We start from the raw sequence: 17,122 nt of genomic DNA, 5'->3' as shown, positions 1-17,122 counted from the left end.
CCATTGCCCTGATCGCGGCAGATTCATGGGTTTGCCACCCGCGTCGGTTCGGGTCACGGTCCGGCGCGCGGCGCCCCGCTCTCGATCCAGATCCGCATTGCCGACATCACCGGCAGGTCGTTTGCTCGATCGACACCGGCGAGTATTCAGACGACTATTCCGAGCGTGACTCCGCCAACCGGCAGCGCTGGCGACCATCGTCGAGATGGTCAGGGCCCAATGAAGAGGAACTTGCAATGGGCGCAATCGGATTCATCGGTTTGGGCGTCATGGGCGAGCCGATGTGCCGCAATCTCGCTCTCAAGTCCGGCGCCACGGTGCTCGGCTTCGATCGCGCGGATGCACCGCTGCAGAGACTCGCCGCGGTCGGCGTCGTCAGAGCCACATCGCTCGCGGAGCTGGCGCGCGAGGCGGAATTGATCTTCATGGCGTTGCCGAGCGGCAAGCATGTCCAGGCCGTATGCGACGGCGACGACGGCCTGCTCCGACACGCCGAGGCGCGTCACACCATTGTGGACCTCGGCACCTCGCCGGTGCAGGCCACCCGCGAGCTCGCGGCGCGTTTCGCGGCCAAGGGCGCCGCCTACGCCGACGCACCGATCGCCCGCACCCGGCAGGCGGCCGAGGACGGCACCTTGAGCGTGATGGTGGGGGCCGACTCGGCCACGTTCGAGAGGTTGCGGCCGCTGATTGCGATGTTCGCCACCGACATCACCCATTGCGGGGGCGTCGGCGCCGGCCAGGTCGTGAAGATCCTCAACAACATGGTGCTGATGCAGACCGTGGTGGCGCTCGGCGAAGCGCTGGAGACCGCCAAGCGCGCCGGCCTCGATCCCACGCTGCTGTTCGAGACCCTCGCCAAGGGCTCCGCCGACAGCTTCGCACTGCGCAACCACGGCATGAAGGCGATGCTGCCCGACACATTTCCCGAGCGCGCGTTCTCGACCGAATATGCGCGCAAGGACATCGGTTACGCCCTCGATCTCGCCAAGTCCGTGCAGATCGATCTGCCGGGCGCGGAGCTCGCCGAGCGACGGCTCGGAGAGGCGATCGAGGCGGGGTATGGCGATCTGTATTGGCCGGTCCTGGCGCGCGTGATCGCGGCGTCACGGATGGAATGAGCCGCCGATCGGACTTTGTGGGTGCCAATCTCACGTATTCGGGCAGTGATCGTACTGGCCGAACCTCATATGATATGGCCGTTCAGGCAAAAACGCCTAAATAGGGGGCAATACACTCTGCTTCGATTGATTCCCGACAGCATTAATTCCAGCTCAAAATCCTAGAAAGCTCGGTTCAGGCATCAAACGACTTAGTCGAATCGGCAGTCCGACTTCTTCGCGCAATCCAGCCACCTTGATACTTGTTACAATCCGGGGCGAGCGACATGAATTCTATAAGCCATTATAAGTCAGTGATTGAACGAAGCCTAGAGCATCTACGAGCGATGGCGAGCGACGAAGACGCTCTGTCATCCTTCAATCGATCGCACAATTTTATGTCAGACTTTGAATTGTTGCACAGCACGATTAGCGCACGTCCGGAGGCGGACGTTTTCTTACTTGCAATCCGCGAGTATCACTTCTCGCTCTGCGCGCTTGCTTCCGCCAACTATCGTCATGCGTTTATAAGCTTAAGACTGTTCTTCGAGCTTTCACTTGCATCAATACAGTTTTCAGCATCGGAACTCAAACTACGACTCTGGCTAGCCAATCGATCGGACATTGTTTGGAGTACGCTAATACATGAAGATAATGGGGTATTCGGCGCTGCATTCATGTCCGCGTTTCAACCGGAGCTGTCGAACTCGGCTAAACAGTACTCTGCACTTGCTCAAAAAGCCTACCGCGAATGCTCAGAGCATGTTCATGGAAATGTGCATACACACCTGCCGAATGGAACGCCAACAGGATTCGAAAAGGAGACCCTTGCAGAGTGGGCCAGTCTCGCAGACACGATCCGGCTCTGCGTTATCTTTGCATTCGCGTCGCGCTTTTTAGGATCGCTTAGTCCAGAGAACCTGAATCGCCTTGAAGATATTTTTCTCGACAGTCTTGGTACTCTCCCCGCCATTCAGGCGGTCTACCGCTGAGGAATTCGTACAATGTCGGAATTTTTCTTTCGGACAGAGGATATTAAGCCCGACGAGGTGACGAAATACTTTGTTGAAAGTCGACAAGACCGGTCAACAATCAGCGCCCTTAAAAGCCGAAATCCAACAATCTTGGTAGGCAGCCGTGGAGTCGGAAAGTCGTTTTTGTTAAGGGTTGCGCAGAGCGAACTCAACGAGAACTTTGAAGTCGACCGCATATTTCCTATCTATATAAGTTTTGTACGAAGCTCGCTGCTTCAATCTAGCGACCCAATGCAGTTCAAGAATTGGATGCTAGCGAGAATCTGTTCGGCCATTATCCGGTCTCTGATGAAGGCCGGCCTCCTAAGCAAAGTTCCGCAGATTGCTAAGGTACTGCTGGGGGAGGATGCGTCGTCTGAAGCCACACTGTCTAACATTGAGCGCATCGCCGATGCCTACGAACAGTCCTGGAAGAATCCCGCCCTACTAATCGATCCTGATGCGATACCCTCGACCGACACTCTGAAGGATGCGCTAGAGGACCTAAGTAACGAACTGCAGATCGATCGATTTTCGCTTCTTATTGACGAAGCGGCTCACATTTTTGTGCCTGAACAGCAGCGCGAGTTTTTCACGCTATTCCGGGACCTAAGAAGCCACTGTATCACCTGCAACGCAGCAGTATATCCAGGGGTGACAAGCTTTGGAGAGACATTTCAGCCGGCGCACGACGCCACAATGATCTCACTGGATAGAGATGTCTTAGCTCCTACTTACATCGAAAGCATGAGAGAGATTGTCGAGAGGCAGGCCGACAGTGCAGTTTCTAAGAAAATTTTGCAGAATGGAAAGAATTTTGCTGTCCTGGCGTACGCCGCGTCTGGCAATCCACGCTTGCTTCTGAAGACAATTTCAGCGGCACCGACCGTGAACTCAGCGGAAGTCAATGAGGTGATCAGGACTTATTATCGAACGGAGATCTGGGCCGAACATTCTTCGCTGGCCGAGAAGTACCCGGGGCATAGGGCTGTTATTGATTGGGGACGTCAATTTCTTGAGTCCATTGTTCTTCCGGAAATCAAGTCGAAGAATGACCAATATCTGGCGACCGATAAGACGACCAGCGCGTATTTTTGGATTCACAGGGATGCGCCTGAGACGGTCAAGGAAGCACTACGGGTTCTGTCATATACAGGTGTCGTGAGCGAACAAGGGTCAGGAATAAAGGCGACTCGGGCAGAAATTGGCACCCGATATATTGTAAATTTGGGTTGCCTATTCGCGCTTGAGTCATTCCCAGCTTCGACAGCATTCGACATTGCGAAAGGACTGGGTCCCAAGCGTATGACCGAGCTCGGCTCGAATCATTCATCCTATAAGCCACTTATCGACGACGGGTTAAGCGCAACAAAGGAACCTCGCGTCTCGGCACTTAGCGTGCAGCTTGGCAAGTCGATCGATGTCCTCGACTTGTCCGATTGGCAAAAGGGAAAGCTCACAGAACTGGGCCTAAAGACGGTCGGAGAAGTTCTCGATGCAACTGAAGAAAAGCTGAAAGAAGCGCTTTACGTTGGAGATGTCAGGGCACGGCGCATGCGCAACGCTGCAATCGCTGCCGTGCTTGAGTATCTTTCTGGCTAGCGTGCTCATTAATTAGCTCGGCTTTCGTATAGAGGCAACGCGACTGCTCCCCCGCATACCACCCATCGCCAAACTGCCCGTCGTGCCAGTCTGTCGCAGCATCGGCCCTTGCGCCGTCGGGCAAATCACCTGCACATTTCCGCGCGTCCCTGCTGCCGCATGAGGGGCGTGTCGCGACCGTCACGAGACGTTGGCAGTGGGATGCGATGGGCGTGTGTCGTTGCAGCGTGAGCTAATCGCGCGGACGAACAAGGATGCACGCACGGTCAAGTCGCGCGGTCCTGATATCCCGATGCTGATATCAACTCACGGCGGAGCTTTGGCTTCGCGTGGGGATGGTGGCCAGCAAGCCGGCGCACCAGGGAGAACGCGAAGCAGCCGTTAAAACCGTTGCGCAGGGAGGGCCGGATGATCCGGCGCGTACCTGTGGTTCCTGCCGCCAGCAGTTTTTCTCGCTGGCGGGCCATGGGTGCAGTCGGCACCCGGCTCTCCCTGCGCCCTCAGAATTTCGAGGGCGAGACGATCAGCACAGCTCGGGCGCGGATGCGTCGCGAGGCTGACAGGTCTTGCCTGAACGAGAAAGACCACGGCGGTCATGGTGATCATTCAACACGAAGGCGGTGCCCACCCTCCCCTGGAGGGGGAGGGTCGCCTCACGGAGAGCGAAGCGAAACGTGAGGCGGGGTGGGGTGATCTCTCCTCTGGCGCTGGCCTGCGTGGAGAGATCACCCCACCCCGCTCGCCTGCTTCGCGGGCGATCGACCCTCCCCCTCCAGGGGAGGGTGGGAGCTCGCGGCCGCCCCGACATCCCAAAATCGAAACCGAGCTCAAAGCGTCAGCCGCAATGCGCGACAATGCCTGTTCGCATGAGCGACATATCATGCGCCGTCAGCATCTTCGGGATGTCAGGGGAAATTCTAAAAGCCGAGCCTTGATCTCGGCGGCGCCACGCGAAGCTCGAAGAGCGAAGCGTGGTGCCCAGGAAAGGACTCGAACCTTCACGGCCGTTAAGCCACTGGCACCTGAAGCCAGCGCGTCTACCAATTCCGCCACCTGGGCATGTGGAGGCGGTGTGTACGGATCGAACGGCGGCTTGTCAAACCGCTCGGAGCCCAAGATGACAATTTTTCTCACCCCAGGCGCAAAAACACGGCTCCCTTTTCCGCAATGCGGACGATGGGCTATACAACGGCGCAAGATGGCGGGCCGCGGGGTGCGAATCGCCGCTGACAGGCTTCTCGTCCGGGGCGGATCGACCGCCCGGCTATCCCAGGAATGATCCCAATGGCATCGAATCTGGACACCCTCGTCACCGTGTTCGGCGGCTCCGGCTTCGTCGGCCGCAACGTCGTCCGGGCGCTGGCCAAACGCGACTATCGCATCCGCGTCGCGGTGCGCCGGCCGGAGCTCGCCGGCCATTTGCAGCCGCTCGGCCGGGTCGGCCAGATCCACACCGTGCAGACCAATCTGCGCTATCCCGACTCGGTCGCGGCGGCGCTGCGCGACAGCCATGTCGCGATCAACCTCGTCGGCATCCTGACCGAGAGCGGTGCGCAGACCTTCGATGCCGTGCAGGCCGAGGGCGCCGCCACCGTTGCCAAGGCCGCGGCCGCTGCCGGCGCGCGCATGGTGCACGTCTCGGCGATCGGTGCCGATGCTGAATCGGCATCTGCTTACGCCCGCGCCAAGGCCGCCGGCGAGGCCGCCGTGCTGGCCGCGGTGCCTGAGGCGGTCATCATGCGGCCGTCCGTGGTGTTCGGCCCCGAGGACCAGTTCACCAACCGCTTCGCGGGCCTCGCCCGCATCGCGCCGTTCCTGCCGCTGGTCGGCGGCGGCGAGACCAGGATGCAGCCGGTCTATGTTGGCGACGTCGCGACCGCCGTCGCGGAGGCCGTCGACGGCAAGGCGCAGCCGGGCGCGGCCTATGAGCTGGGTGGCCCGGAGGTGCTGAGCTTCCGCGAGATCCTCAAGATCATCCTCGACATCACCGACCGCGACCGTCCGCTGCTGCCGCTGCCGTTCGGGCTGGCGAAGCTGCAGGCCACCTTCCTGCAATTCGCGCCGGGGCCACTGAAGCTGACGCCGGACCAGGTCGAACTGCTGCGCCACGACAACGTGGTGTCGGAGGCCGCAAAGGCGGCGGGCCTCACGTTGCAGGGCCTCGGCATCAATCCGGATTCGCTCGAGGCGGTCGCCCCGCAATATCTCTGGCGCTTCCGCCCGGCGGGCCAGTTTCAGCGCAAGAATGCGTGAGGGGCACACCTGTTAACCGCCGTCATTGCGAGGACCGAAGCGACGAAGCAATCCAGAGCCGCGCGGCGTAGCCCTGGATTGCTTCGCTTCGCTCGCAATGACGGCGGACAGAGCGGAGAGCTACTTGCCCAGCGCCAGCGCGATCAGGCCGAGCGTGCCGACGATCACGCGCCACCAGGCGAACAGCACGAAGCCGTGGCGGGTGACGTAGCCGAGGAAGGCCTTCACCACGATCATCGCGGTGATGAAGGAGACGACGAAGCCGATCGCGATGAGACCGAGGTGATCGGACGTCATCTCGGCGCGGCTCTTGTAGAAGTCGTAGACGAAGGCGCCGACCATGGTCGGGATCGCCAGGAAGAAGGAGAACTCCGCGGCCGAGCGCTTGTCGCCGCCGAGCAGCATCGCCGCCACGATGGTGGCGCCGGAGCGCGACACGCCGGGGATCATCGCCATGCACTGCGCGACGCCGATCCACAGATACATCATCAGCGGATAGCGCGTGGCGTCGTGCTCCCGCGGCTTGAGGTCGATCTGGTCGACCCACAGCAGGATGGCGCCGCCGACGATCAGCGAGAAGCACACGACCCAGGGATCGAACAGCAGCGCCTTGATGTATTTGCCGGCGATGAGGCCGACGACGACCGCGGGCAGGAACGCGATCAGCACGCCGATGATGAAGCGGCGGTCGTCAGGGTTCGTCAGCGCGCCGATGGCGACGCGGGACAGCTTGAAGAAGTACAGCGCGACGATCGCGAGGATGGCGCCGAGCTGGATCAGGATCGCAAAGCTCTTCCAGAAGCCTTCATCGCCGAGCCCGAAGAAACGTTCCGCAAGCAGGAGATGGCCGGTCGAGGACACGGGAAGAAACTCGGTGACGCCCTCGATGATGCCGAGAAGCACCGCCCGCAGCGTATCTGACATCATTGATCCGATCCATGATTGCCGGCAAAACGCCGCCCTTCTCGCCTATTCGGCTGCCGCCCGCAATTGCAAAAAGCGCTGCGAGCGGCCACATCGGATGAATGAACCGGCGCGCCGTCGGCAATACGAATCAGCAAGAGGTGACGCCGGAACGCGGATCCGGCGGGGTGATTCGCGGTCCCGGACACGCCGTTTCCCGCATGCCGGCCCGTCGCCCTACTGCTTACACTTTCGCCGACCATGCGCTAATGGTCCGATTCGCAAAGCCGCCGTGCGCCGGTATCGGGACCAGGACTCGGTGCGAACCGATGCTTGATTGTTCGTTAAGCGCCAGTCACCGCGGAATCGTCGAAAGGCTCCATGTACACGCTCTACCACCATCCCTTCTGTCCGCATTCGCGTTTCGTCCGGCTGGTGCTCGGCGAGTACGGGCTCGACCTGCGCCTGGTGGAGGAACGCGCCTGGGAGCGCCGCGAGGCGTTTCTCGTGCTCAATCCGGCCGGCACGACGCCGGTGCTCTCGGTCGACGGCATGCCCGCGGTGCCCGGCGTCGGCGTGATCGCCGAGTTCATGGATGAGACCTGCGGGCCGGATGCGGGCGACCGCCGGCTGATGCCGACCTCGCCGGCCGAGCGCATCGAGGTGCGCCGGCTGATGGACTGGTTCAACACCAAGTTCTTCGAGGAGGCCTCGAACCTGCTCGTCACCGAGCGCATCTACAAGCGTTTCATGAACGAGGAGGACGGCGGCGGGCCGCCGGCGACCGACGTGATTCGCGCCGCCAAGACCAATGTGCGCTATCACCTCGCCTATATCGGCTGGCTGGCGCAACGGCGCAATTTCCTGGCCGGCGACCGCCTGACCTATGCCGACCTCGCCGCCGCCGCGCATCTCTCCGCGATCGATTATCTCGGCGACGTGCCATGGATCGAGGACGACGCCGCCAAGGCATGGTACGCGCGGGTCAAGTCGCGACCCTCGTTCCGTCCGCTGCTGTCGGACTGGCTGGCGGGCGTGCCGGCATCCCGCACCTATGTGGACCTCGACTTCTGAGCGGAGACGCGCCAGACGCCCTGAAGGCGGCGCTGGCGGCCGAGGCGCTGAAGCTCGGCTTCGATTGCGTCGGCATCACCGCGCCGGTGGTGAGCCCCGAGCGCATCGCTGCCTTCGAGCGCTTCCTTGCCGAGGGCCGGCACGGCGACATGGACTGGCTCGCCCGCGAGCCCTCGCGGCGCACCGATCCGAGGACGCTGTGGCGCGAGGTTCGCTCGGTGATCATGCTCGGTGTCAATTACGGGCCGGACGAAGATCCGCGTGCGATCCTCGCCCGGCGCAGCCGCGCCGCGATCTCGGTCTATGCCCGCGGCGACGACTACCACGACGTCATCAAGAAGCACCTGAAGACCCTGGCGCGCTGGCTGGTGGCGCAGGCCGGCTGCGACGTGAAGGTGTTCGTCGACACCGCCGCCGTGATGGAGAAGCCGCTGGCCGAAGCGGCCGGCCTCGGCTGGCAGGGCAAGCACACCAACCTGGTGTCGTCAGGCTTCGGCTCCTGGCTGTTCCTGGGTGCGATCTACACCACGCTGGAGTTGCCGGCCGACGCGGCGGAGAAGGATCATTGCGGCTCGTGCCGGGCCTGTCTCGACAGCTGCCCGACGGCGGCGTTCCCCGCGCCCTACAGGCTCGATGCCCGGCGTTGCATCTCCTATCTGACCATCGAGAACAAGGGGCCGATCCCGACCGAGTTCCGCCATGCGCTGGGCAACCGCATCTATGGCTGCGACGACTGCCTCGCCGCCTGCCCGTGGAACAAGTTTGCCCAAGTGGGACGTGAGGCGAAGCTGGCAGCGCGCGAGCAACTGCGGGCGCCCGCGCTGGCCGAGCTGGCGTCGCTCGACGACGCCGCGTTCCGCGCGCTGTTCACGAAGTCGCCGGTCAAGCGGATCGGCCGCGACCGCTTCCTGCGCAACGTGCTGATCGCGATCGGTAACTCCGGCGACGTGGCGCTGCTGCCGGCCGCCGAGCGGCTGACCGCCGATCCGAATCCGCTGGTGCGCGGCGCCGCTGCCTGGGCGCTCGGTCAGCTGCTCGACCCGGCCTCATTTGCCCAACGTGCGACCGGCGCACTGGCAACGGAGGCCGACGACAGTGTCCGCGCGGAGTGGCAAATGCGATGCTGACGACGGTCGCCTCAGCCCATCTCGCCGACGGCCGCCAGCATGCGCGCAATGTCCTGCGGCCGCGACAGCCGGTGGTCGCCATCCTGGATCATGGTCAGCACCACATCCTCGGCCGGCAGACGGTGGGTCAGCGCAAAGGCATGCTGCCAGGGCACGTCCGGGTCCTGCGCACCCTGCAGGATGCGCACCGGGCAACCGACATTGATGGCGCTGCCAAGCAACAGATGGTTGCGACCGTCCTCGATCAGCGCCCGCGTGATCGGATAGGGCTCGCCATACTCCGACGGGCGCATCCAGACGCCCTTGGTCTCGATCTCGGTCCGGATCTCCTGAGAGAAGCCCTTCCACATCAGCTCCTCGGTGAAGTCGGGCGCCGGGGCGATCAGGACCAGGCCGGCCAGCGAAGCCTCGCCCGGCTGCTTCAACAGCTCGCGCGCCAGCAACAGCGCCATCCAGCCGCCCATCGACGAGCCGATCACCACCTGCGGCCCGCGACAGAACTGCCGGAACACGGCCACGCTCTCCTCGAGCCAGCAGCCGATGGTGCCGTCGACGAAGCGCCCGCCGGATTCGCCATGGCCGGAATAGTCGAATCGGACGCAGGCGCGGCCGCGCTCGGCCGCCCAGGCGTCGAGCGCCAGCGCTTTCGTGCCCTTCATGTCGGAATTGAAGCCGCCGAGCCAAAACAGCCCCGGCGGCCTGCCCGGACGCGCCCGCACCGCGATCTGGCGCGACTGCTCGCCGGCGCCGACAGCGATGAAGGCAGGGAGATCGGTCGATTCGATTGCTTGGTTCATGGATCGTTACCCGATGGCGAACGTTGTGTGGGCGAGCCGGCCGTTTCCGTCAATCCGGTCGCGGGGATACCGTGCGGCTTGCGAAAGCGATGCGCGCACTCTATGTCCCCGGGCGGAACCACAAGGCTCGGCCCGCGCACGTGAGCGCCGTCCCGGCCGGCTGGTCCCTTTTGGGGGAATAAGCCGTCACGCTGACTGCGCGTGCGACGCAAGTGCCGCGAGGACGGGGCGGAATTTCGACGCACCGAGCACGCGCGACCTTGCCCGCAAAGGCATCTTCCTTCAAACTAGCCGCCTTCTTCCACAACCTTGGAGAACTACCCATTCGCCGCCCCAATCGAGCCCCGCCCGCTGCCGTCAAAGACGGGCCGCGCACCAATGATGAGATTCGCAATGCGCAGATCCAGCTGATCGACGCCGAAGGCACCAACCGTGGTGTCGTCGAGACCGTTGTCGCGATCAAGATGGCGGCCGAGGCCGGCATGGACCTGGTCGAGATTTCGCCGAACAATTCGCCTCCCGTCTGTAAGATCATGGACTACGGGAAGTACAAATATTCGGCGCAGAAGAAGGCCGCCGAGGCCCGCAAGAAGCAGAAGGTCGTCGAGATCAAGGAGATCAAGCTCCGTCCGATGATCGATGACCACGACTACGACGTGAAGATGCGGGCGATGCAGCGCTTCTTCGAAGAGGGCGACAAGGTCAAGATCACCCTGCGCTACCGCGGCCGCGAAATGGCGCACCAGGAGATCGGCACCAAGCTGCTCGACAAGGTGAAGTCCGACGTGGCGGCGTTCGCCAAGGTCGAGCAGGACGCCAGGTTCGAGGGCCGTCAGGTCGTCATGGTGCTGGCCCCGCGCTAGGCCCACGGGATACCAACGCGCCAAACCGGGCCCGCCACGCGATTGGCGGGCTTTTCTCTTGGAGCGGCCAGATCAGGACCGCGTCGCCTGCCACCGCCCGCTGCAGGTCCCGGCCGAGCCTTTGCCGCTCCAGCGGCCGAAACCCGAGGTCGCGCCCAGCCGCCCGTTACCGCTGGCCGAGGAGCCGCCCTGTGAGACCCGCACCGTGACGGCGCCGCCGCGGCCGACCGTGCCGGTGATGTTGGCGGAGCCCGCTGAGGTCACACGCCCGCCGCTGATCTGCACCGGGAAGCTGTAGCCCTGGTCGCAGCTGCCGGCCTCGGTGATGATCAGGACGGTCCAGGGACCGTCGAAGCCGGCGGCGCGAGCCGGAGCGGAAGGCACGATTGCAGCCGCGGCCAGGACGGCGGCGGCAGTGAAGCGGACGATGCGGACCATGAGCGGACCTCGCTTGGTTAACGGAAGCTGATCATGGGTCGGAATAGCTGATTCCATGGTTCGACGTTGCCAAGCGCCACCGTCTCTGGCATAAGCGCGGCCTTCGTCGCCCGGCTGATCAAGGGCTGCCGTGGCGATGTCCCTGTGCGGGTGGGTCCTCGTTTGGACCCGAAACCTGAGCACAACCAACGCTCTAACGAGCATTTTCGCCGGATGGCGCCGCTCTCGCGGGCGGCTTGCCGTTGGCAATCTAAGGAGAGCCAAATGCCCAAGCTGAAGACCAAATCCGGCGCCAAAAAGCGCTTCAAGGTGACTGCCACCGGCAAAGTGATGCACGCCCAGCGCGGCAAGCGCCACGGCATGATCAAGCGGACGAAGAAGCAGATCCGGCAGCTGCGCGGCACCCGCGTGCTGTTCAAGACCGACGGCGACAACGTCAAGAAGTACTTCTTGCCGAACGCCTGACCGGCCACTCGCTTCCGAAACCCTGGCCGCCTCAAAGCCGCGGCTGATCGTCATCTCTGAATCCAAGGATTTCCGTCATGTCTCGCGTCAAACGCGGTGTGACCGCTCACGCCAAGCACAAGAAAGTCTTCAAGGCCGCCAAGGGCTATTACGGCCGCCGCAAGAATACGATCCGCACCGCCAAGCAGGCCGTCGAGAAGGCCGGCCAGTATGCGTTCCGTGATCGCAAGCGCAAGAAGCGGACCTTCCGCGCGCTCTGGATCCAGCGCCTGAATGCCGCCGTGCGTCCGTTCGAGCTCACCTACAGCCGATTTATCGACGGCCTGTCCAAGTCCGGCATCACCGTCGACCGCAAGGTGCTGTCGGATCTCGCGATCAACGAGCCCGCCGCGTTCGAGGCGATCGTTGTGAAGGCCAAGGCGGCGCTCGCCGCCTGATCGCCTTCCGCATCGTGAGGACTTCAAAAGCGGCCGACGCTCTCGGCCGCTTTTTGCTGTCCGATTACATCGCTGCTTTCGCTTGACCCCTGTCGCCGTCGCGGCGACAACCCAGCCGCCTTTTGTCCCGCGGAGATTTTGACCGTGTCCGACCTCGCCTCGCTCGAAACCTCGATCCTCGACCAGATCGCCGCCGCCGGCGACGAAGGGGCGCTCGAAGCGGTCCGCGTCGCCGCCCTCGGCAAGAAGGGCTCGATCTCGGCGCTGCTGGCGACGCTCGGCAAGATGTCGCCGGACGAGCGCAAGACGCAGGGCGCTGCGATCAACCTTGCCAAGGACAAGGTCACGCAGGCGCTGACCGCGCGCCGCGAGGTGCTCAAGGCCGCGGCGCTCGACGCGAGGCTCGCGGCCGAGACCATCGACGTCACGCTGCCGCTGCAGGATTCGCCGGCTGAGACCGGCCGCATCCATCCGCTCAGCCAGGTGATGGACGAGCTGACCACGATCTTCGCCGACATGGGCTTCTCGATCGCGGAAGGTCCCGATGTCGAGACCGACGACTACAACTTCACCAAGCTGAACTTCCCGGAAGGCCATCCGGCGCGCGAGATGCACGACACGTTCTTCTTCAATCCGAAGCCGGACGGCTCGCGCATGCTGCTGCGGACCCACACCTCGCCGGTGCAGGTGCGGACGATGCTGAGCCAGAAGCCGCCGATCCGCGTGATCTGCCCGGGCCGCACCTATCGCATCGATTCGGACGCGACCCACACGCCGCAATTCCACCAGGTCGAGGGCCTCGTCATCGACAAGGGCTCGCATCTCGGCCACCTCAAATGGATCCTGCACGAGTTCTGCAAGGCGTTCTTCGAGGTCGACCACATCAACATGAAATTCCGGCCGTCGTTCTTCCCGTTCACCGAGCCGTCGCTCGAGGTCGACATCCAGTGCCGCCGCGACAAGGGCGAGATCCGCTTCGGCGAGGGCGAGGACTGGCTGGAGATTCTCGGCTGCGGCATGGTGCACCCGAACGTGCTGCGCGCCTGCGGCATCGATCCCGACGAGTACCAGGGCTTCGCCTGGGGCATGGGCATCGACCGCATCGCGATGCTGAAATACGGCATGAGCGACCTGCGCCAGCTGTTCGAGGGCGACGTCCGCTGGCTGTCGCACTACGGCTTCAAGCCGCTGGAGGTGCCGACCTTGGCGGGAGGGCTGAGCACGTGAGCGTTGCCGGCCTCGCTGTCTCCCAGCAGACGCTGAGACTTCCTCTCCCGCTTGCGGGGGAGGGCCGGACTTTCCACGCGCTTGCTTCGACAGCCACCGGTCTCTCCGTTCCCTCCCCCCTTGTGGGGGAGGGCCAGGGAGGGGGGTAGCCCCGGATGCCGCACGCAGTTGTCAACGAGCGCCAGCGCAGAAGAGCGAAGCAACTTCGCCAGGAGATGACGCGCGCCGAAACCCTGCTGTGGCGCTACATCAAGGCGGACCGAATTGACGGCGCAAGCTTTCGCCGCCAGGTGCCATTTCGCAACTACATTGCCGACTTCGTCTGTTTCTCGGCAAAACTTGTCGTCGAGCTCGACGGCGAGTCGCACGATTTCGTCGAGCGACAGGCAAGAGACGCCGAGCGCGATGCGTTCTTTGCAGTCGAAGGCTTCCAGGTGCTTCGCTTCACCAACGAGCAGGTGACGTCGAACTTGGAAGGCGTCGTTGAAGCAATCCGCAAGGCTCTCGCCGATCGCGCCCGCGGCTTACCCCCCTCCCCGGCCCTCCCCCACAAGGGGGGAGGGAGCGGAGAGGACGGTGCAAGCGGCAAAGACAACACACCCGATACGAACAACAGCAAGACCCGAGGCATGCAGCCATGAAATTCACGCTGTCCTGGCTGAAGGACCATCTCGACACCGATGAGCCGGTGGAGAAACTTGCCAACAAGCTCACGATGATCGGCCTCGAGGTCGAGCATCTCGAGGACAAGGCGAAGCTGCTCGCGCCCTACAAGATCGCGCGCGTCGTCTCCGCCGAGCAGCATCCGAATGCGGATCGGCTGCGCGTCTGCATGGTCGACACCGGCGACGGTGGCGCGCCCGTGCAGGTCGTCTGCGGCGCGCCGAATGCGCGCGCGGGCCTCGTATCCGTGTTCTCGCCGCCCGGCACCTACATCCCCGGCAAGAACATCACGCTGTCGGTCGGCACTATCAGAGGCGTCGAGAGCCGCGGCATGCTGTGCTCGGCCGCCGAGCTGCAGATCTCCGACGATCACGACGGGATCATGGAGCTGCCGGCGGATGCGCCGATCGGCACCCCCTACGCCGAATGGGCCGGGCTCGGCGATCCCATGTTCGAAATCAACCTGACGCCCAACCGCCAGGACTGCACGGGCGTGCACGGCATCGCCCGCGACCTCGCCGCCGCCGACATGGGCAAGCTCAAAGAGCCCGGCATCAAGCCGATCAAGGGCGAATTTCCCTGCCCCGTGGCCGTCACGGTCGAAGACGAGAAGCTGTGTCCCGGCTTCGCGCTGCGGCTGGTGCGCGGCGTCAAGAACGGCCCCTCGCCGAAATGGCTGCAGCAGCGCCTGACCTCGATCGGACTGCGTCCGATCAACGCGCTGGTCGACATCACCAACTACATGACGTTCGACCGCGCCCGCCCGCTGCACGTGTTCGACGCCAAGAAGGTCAACGGCAACCTGGTCGTCCGCCGCGCCCGCGATGGCGAGACGCTGCTGGCGCTCGACGGCCGCACCTACACGCTCGACCCGACGATGTGCGTGATCGCCGATGATTCCGGCGTCGAGTCGCTGGCCGGCATCATGGGCGGCGAGGCCTCGGGCTGCGACGAGAATACCACCGACGTGCTGATCGAATCGGCGCTGTGGAACGAGATCAACATCGCCCAGACCGGCCGCAAGCTCGGCATCAACTCCGACGCACGCTACCGCTTCGAGCGCGGCGTCGATCCGGCCTTCATGGTGCCGGGCCTGGAAATGGCGGCCAAGCTCGTGCTCGATCTGTGCGGCGGCACGCCGTCCGAGACCGTCGTCGTCGGCAACGCCTATGGCGATGACCGCATCATCGACTTCCCCGTCACCGAGGTGAAGCGTCTCGCCGGCATCGAGGTGCCCTTCCCGGAGATGCGGCGGATCCTGACCCATCTCGGCTTCACGCTGGCCGGCACCGGCCCGGTCGTGAAGGTCGCGGTGCCCTCGTGGCGCAGCGATGTGCACGGCAAGGCCGATATCGTCGAGGAAATCGTCCGCATCGTCGGCGTCGACAAGGTGCCGATGACGCCGTTCGAGCGCGGCGACGCGCCACGCAAGCCGGTGCTGACGCCGCTGCAGCTGCGCACCCGCCGCGCCAAGCGCGCGCTGGCGGCGCGCGGCATGGTCGAAGCGGTGACGTGGTCGTTCATCTCCAAGCCCGCGGCCGAACTGTTCGGCGGAGGGAAGGCCGAGCTCGCGCTTGCCAATCCGATCGCGTCCGATCTTTCCGACATGCGCCCGAGCCTGCTGCCGGGCCTGATCACCACCGTGCAGGCCAATGCCGATCGCGGCTTCGGTGACGTCGCGATCTTCGAGGTCGGGCAGATCTTCAAGGGCGATCGCCCGGAGGATCAGTTCGTGGCCGCCAGCGGCATTCGCCGCGGCATGGCGTCCTCCAAGGGACTCGGCCGCCACTGGAGCGGCTCGCAGGCGGCGAATGCCTATGACGCCAAGGCCGACGCGCTCGCGGTCCTCGCCGCGGCCGGCGCACCGATGGCCTCGCTCCAGATCGTTGCCGGCGGGCCGGCCTGGATGCATCCGGGACGGTCCGGCACCATCCAGATGGGCCCGCAGAACGTGCTCGGGCATTTCGGCGAGCTGCATCCGCGCACGCTGGAAGCGCTGAAGGCCGACGGTCCGCTGGTTGCCTTCGAGGTCATCCTGGATCGCATCCCCGCGGCCAAGGCGAAGCCAACGCGCGCCAAGTCGGTGCTGGAGCTCTCGGCGTTCCAGCCGGTGTCGCGCGACTTCGCCTTCATCGTCGATCGCAGGGTCAAGGCCGGCGACATCGTGCGTGCGGCGCAGGGCGTCGACAAGAAGCTGATCACGGACGTCACCGTGTTCGACGTCTACGAGGGTAAGGGCATCGACGAGGGCAAGAAGTCCGTCGCGATCGCCGTGACCTTGCAGCCGCGCGACAAGACGATGACGGACGAGGAGATCGACAGCGTCGCGGCGAAGATCACGGCGGACGTCGCCAAGAAGACCGGCGGCACGTTGCGCGGATGAGCCTGTCCGGGCTCATTCCGTCCGACCTCGACCTGTTCGCGACGGTCGCATTGGCGATCACAGCCTTGATCGCAGCGACCGCGCGCGGCTTCTCCGGATTCGGCGCGGCGCTGATCTTCATGCCGCTCGCGAGCAGTTTTGCTACGCCCCGCCTCGTCGCGCCGTTGTTGCTGGTGATCGACTTCGTCTCGATGGCACCGACCGTGCCGGCCGCATGGCGCGAGGCCGATCGCAAGGCGACCGCCGTCATCGTCGCCGGCGCCCTGGTCGGCGTGCCACTCGGCACCTGGTTCCTCACCCGGCTCGATCCGGTGACGGTGCGCTGGATCATCACGGGCTTCGTGATCGCGCTTCTCGCGCTGCTGCTCTCCGGCTGGCGCTATCGCGGCAAGGCGTACACGGTGCTGTCGGTCGCCGTCGGCGCCGTCTCCGGTTTCTGCAGCGGCGTGGCGCAGACCGGCGGCCCGCCGATCGTCGGCTACTGGCTGGGACGGCCGATCGAGCCGAAGGTCGCGCGCGCGAACATCGTGCTGTTCTTCGGTGCTTCTGACGGCTTCGCGATGGTCAGCTATGCCGCCAGTAGCCTGATCACCTGGGACTCGCTCAAGCTCTCTTTGCTCATCGGGCCGGTCTACGCGGTCGGCGTCGCTTTCGGCGCCGCACTGTTCGGCCGCGCCAGCGAGCGCGTGTTCCGCATCATCTGCTATGCGCTGATCGCGATCGCCGTGATCTTTGGACTTCCGGCCCTCGACGGCGTGCTCGGCCGGGGCTAGCCTC

16 protein-coding genes and 1 tRNA gene are annotated in these 17,122 nt (G+C 64.1%); 13 read left to right on the top strand and 4 right to left on the bottom strand.

Translation table 11 applies throughout. The features are described 5' to 3' along the window. Window positions 1-2 precede the first annotated feature (2 nt). The 3 genes from HL666_RS13535 to HL666_RS13525 all read left to right on the top strand — a co-directional run bounded on the left by HL666_RS13535 (window position 3) and on the right by HL666_RS13525 (window position 3,715). Window positions 3-1,121, top strand: a complete 1,119-nt coding sequence (locus tag HL666_RS13535; protein WP_311975762.1) for an NAD(P)-dependent oxidoreductase — start codon at window positions 3-5, stop codon at window positions 1,119-1,121. A 326-nt stretch (window positions 1,122-1,447) separates the two neighbouring features. Next, window positions 1,448-2,092, top strand: a complete 645-nt coding sequence (locus HL666_RS13530; RefSeq protein WP_172181891.1) for a hypothetical protein — start codon at window positions 1,448-1,450, stop codon at window positions 2,090-2,092. Window positions 2,093-2,104: 12 nt separating this feature from the next. Then, the gene (locus HL666_RS13525) at window positions 2,105-3,715 is read left to right on the top strand and encodes an ORC-CDC6 family AAA ATPase (protein ID WP_172181889.1); all 1,611 of its coding nucleotides are present in this window, start codon (window positions 2,105-2,107) and stop codon (window positions 3,713-3,715) included. Window positions 3,716-4,687: 972 nt separating this feature from the next. On the opposite strand, the gene HL666_RS13520 is transcribed toward HL666_RS13525, so the two are convergent. After that, window positions 4,688-4,774: transfer RNA gene (locus HL666_RS13520), tRNA-Leu, on the bottom strand. 225 nt (window positions 4,775-4,999) lie between these two features. Between HL666_RS13520 and HL666_RS13515 the strand changes: the two genes are divergently transcribed. Beyond that, window positions 5,000-5,968: a complex I NDUFA9 subunit family protein gene (locus HL666_RS13515; RefSeq protein ID WP_172181887.1), complete on the top strand. Its 969-nt coding sequence runs from the start codon at window positions 5,000-5,002 to the stop codon at window positions 5,966-5,968. Window positions 5,969-6,088: 120 nt separating this feature from the next. Here the strand turns inward: HL666_RS13515 and HL666_RS13510 are convergent, their stop codons facing one another. Next, entirely contained in the window at window positions 6,089-6,895 is an 807-nt protein-coding gene (locus HL666_RS13510) for an undecaprenyl-diphosphate phosphatase (RefSeq protein WP_172132561.1), read from the bottom strand. Window positions 6,896-7,252: 357 nt separating this feature from the next. Here HL666_RS13510 and HL666_RS13505 point away from each other — a divergent pair, with 357 nt between their 5' ends. Together HL666_RS13505 and queG are read left to right on the top strand one after the other, a co-directional pair. Further along, on the top strand, window positions 7,253-7,945 hold the full coding sequence (locus HL666_RS13505; protein ID WP_172181885.1) for a glutathione S-transferase family protein: 693 nt from the start codon (window positions 7,253-7,255) through the stop codon (window positions 7,943-7,945). Next, a complete protein-coding gene (gene queG / locus HL666_RS13500; protein ID WP_172182294.1) occupies window positions 7,894-9,072 on the top strand; it encodes a tRNA epoxyqueuosine(34) reductase QueG in 1,179 nt (392 codons plus the stop codon). The genes HL666_RS13505 and queG overlap by 52 nt, the downstream gene beginning before the upstream one ends. A gap of 11 nt (window positions 9,073-9,083) precedes the next feature. Here the strand turns inward: queG and HL666_RS13495 are convergent, their stop codons facing one another. Next, window positions 9,084-9,869 (bottom strand): alpha/beta hydrolase, encoded by a 786-nt coding sequence (locus HL666_RS13495; protein WP_172181883.1) that lies wholly within the window; start codon window positions 9,867-9,869, stop codon window positions 9,084-9,086. 323 nt (window positions 9,870-10,192) lie between these two features. Between HL666_RS13495 and infC the strand changes: the two genes are divergently transcribed. Then, entirely contained in the window at window positions 10,193-10,732 is a 540-nt protein-coding gene (gene infC, locus HL666_RS13490; RefSeq protein ID WP_172113690.1) for a translation initiation factor IF-3, read from the top strand. Window positions 10,733-10,804: 72 nt separating this feature from the next. Here infC and HL666_RS13485 read toward each other — a convergent pair whose 3' ends face one another. Beyond that, window positions 10,805-11,170 carry a hypothetical protein gene (locus HL666_RS13485; RefSeq protein WP_172113602.1) on the bottom strand — a complete coding sequence of 122 codons (366 nt, stop codon included), beginning with the start codon at window positions 11,168-11,170 and terminating at the stop codon, window positions 10,805-10,807. 264 nt (window positions 11,171-11,434) lie between these two features. On the opposite strand from HL666_RS13485, the gene rpmI reads away from it, so the two are divergent. The 6 genes from rpmI to HL666_RS13455 all read left to right on the top strand — a co-directional run bounded on the left by rpmI (window position 11,435) and on the right by HL666_RS13455 (window position 17,118). Next, the gene (gene rpmI, locus HL666_RS13480) at window positions 11,435-11,635 is read left to right on the top strand and encodes a 50S ribosomal protein L35 (protein WP_008539890.1); all 201 of its coding nucleotides are present in this window, start codon (window positions 11,435-11,437) and stop codon (window positions 11,633-11,635) included. Between the two features lie 77 nt (window positions 11,636-11,712). Further along, window positions 11,713-12,072, top strand: coding sequence for a 50S ribosomal protein L20 (gene rplT / locus HL666_RS13475; RefSeq protein ID WP_172113603.1), 360 nt, complete (start codon window positions 11,713-11,715; stop codon window positions 12,070-12,072). Window positions 12,073-12,216: 144 nt separating this feature from the next. Beyond that, on the top strand, window positions 12,217-13,299 hold the full coding sequence (pheS, locus tag HL666_RS13470; RefSeq protein ID WP_172181881.1) for a phenylalanine--tRNA ligase subunit alpha: 1,083 nt from the start codon (window positions 12,217-12,219) through the stop codon (window positions 13,297-13,299). A gap of 155 nt (window positions 13,300-13,454) precedes the next feature. Next, complete coding sequence (locus tag HL666_RS13465; protein WP_172181879.1) at window positions 13,455-13,940, top strand: endonuclease domain-containing protein; 486 nt, start codon at window positions 13,455-13,457, stop codon at window positions 13,938-13,940. Beyond that, the gene (gene pheT, locus HL666_RS13460; protein WP_172181877.1) at window positions 13,937-16,345 is read left to right on the top strand and encodes a phenylalanine--tRNA ligase subunit beta; all 2,409 of its coding nucleotides are present in this window, start codon (window positions 13,937-13,939) and stop codon (window positions 16,343-16,345) included. Before HL666_RS13465 ends, pheT begins: the two co-directional genes overlap by 4 nt. Beyond that, window positions 16,342-17,118, top strand: coding sequence for a sulfite exporter TauE/SafE family protein (locus HL666_RS13455; protein WP_172181875.1), 777 nt, complete (start codon window positions 16,342-16,344; stop codon window positions 17,116-17,118). The genes pheT and HL666_RS13455 overlap by 4 nt, the downstream gene beginning before the upstream one ends. Window positions 17,119-17,122 lie beyond the last annotated feature (4 nt).

The sequence above is a fragment of the Bradyrhizobium aeschynomenes genome (assembly GCF_013178945.1).
GTDB lineage: Bacteria > Pseudomonadota > Alphaproteobacteria > Rhizobiales > Xanthobacteraceae > Bradyrhizobium > Bradyrhizobium aeschynomenes.
The sequence above is the reverse complement of the archived record's forward strand: the minus strand, read 5'-3'. Positions and strand labels throughout refer to the sequence as shown.

Coding starts and splice junctions, on each gene's coding strand:
- HL666_RS13530 (WP_172181891.1), top strand. CDS start 1,448: ATGGCGAGCGACGAAGACGCTCTGTCATCCTTCAATCGATCGCACAAT.
- HL666_RS13525 (WP_172181889.1), top strand. CDS start 2,105: ATGTCGGAATTTTTCTTTCGGACAGAGGATATTAAGCCCGACGAGGTG.
- HL666_RS13515 (WP_172181887.1), top strand. CDS start 5,000: ATGGCATCGAATCTGGACACCCTCGTCACCGTGTTCGGCGGCTCCGGC.
- HL666_RS13510 (WP_172132561.1), bottom strand. CDS start 6,895: ATGATGTCAGATACGCTGCGGGCGGTGCTTCTCGGCATCATCGAGGGC.
- HL666_RS13505 (WP_172181885.1), top strand. CDS start 7,253: ATGTACACGCTCTACCACCATCCCTTCTGTCCGCATTCGCGTTTCGTC.
- HL666_RS13495 (WP_172181883.1), bottom strand. CDS start 9,869: ATGAACCAAGCAATCGAATCGACCGATCTCCCTGCCTTCATCGCTGTC.
- HL666_RS13485 (WP_172113602.1), bottom strand. CDS start 11,170: ATGGTCCGCATCGTCCGCTTCACTGCCGCCGCCGTCCTGGCCGCGGCT.
- rpmI (WP_008539890.1), top strand. CDS start 11,435: ATGCCCAAGCTGAAGACCAAATCCGGCGCCAAAAAGCGCTTCAAGGTG.
- rplT (WP_172113603.1), top strand. CDS start 11,713: ATGTCTCGCGTCAAACGCGGTGTGACCGCTCACGCCAAGCACAAGAAA.
- HL666_RS13465 (WP_172181879.1), top strand. CDS start 13,455: ATGCCGCACGCAGTTGTCAACGAGCGCCAGCGCAGAAGAGCGAAGCAA.
- pheT (WP_172181877.1), top strand. CDS start 13,937: ATGAAATTCACGCTGTCCTGGCTGAAGGACCATCTCGACACCGATGAG.
- HL666_RS13455 (WP_172181875.1), top strand. CDS start 16,342: ATGAGCCTGTCCGGGCTCATTCCGTCCGACCTCGACCTGTTCGCGACG.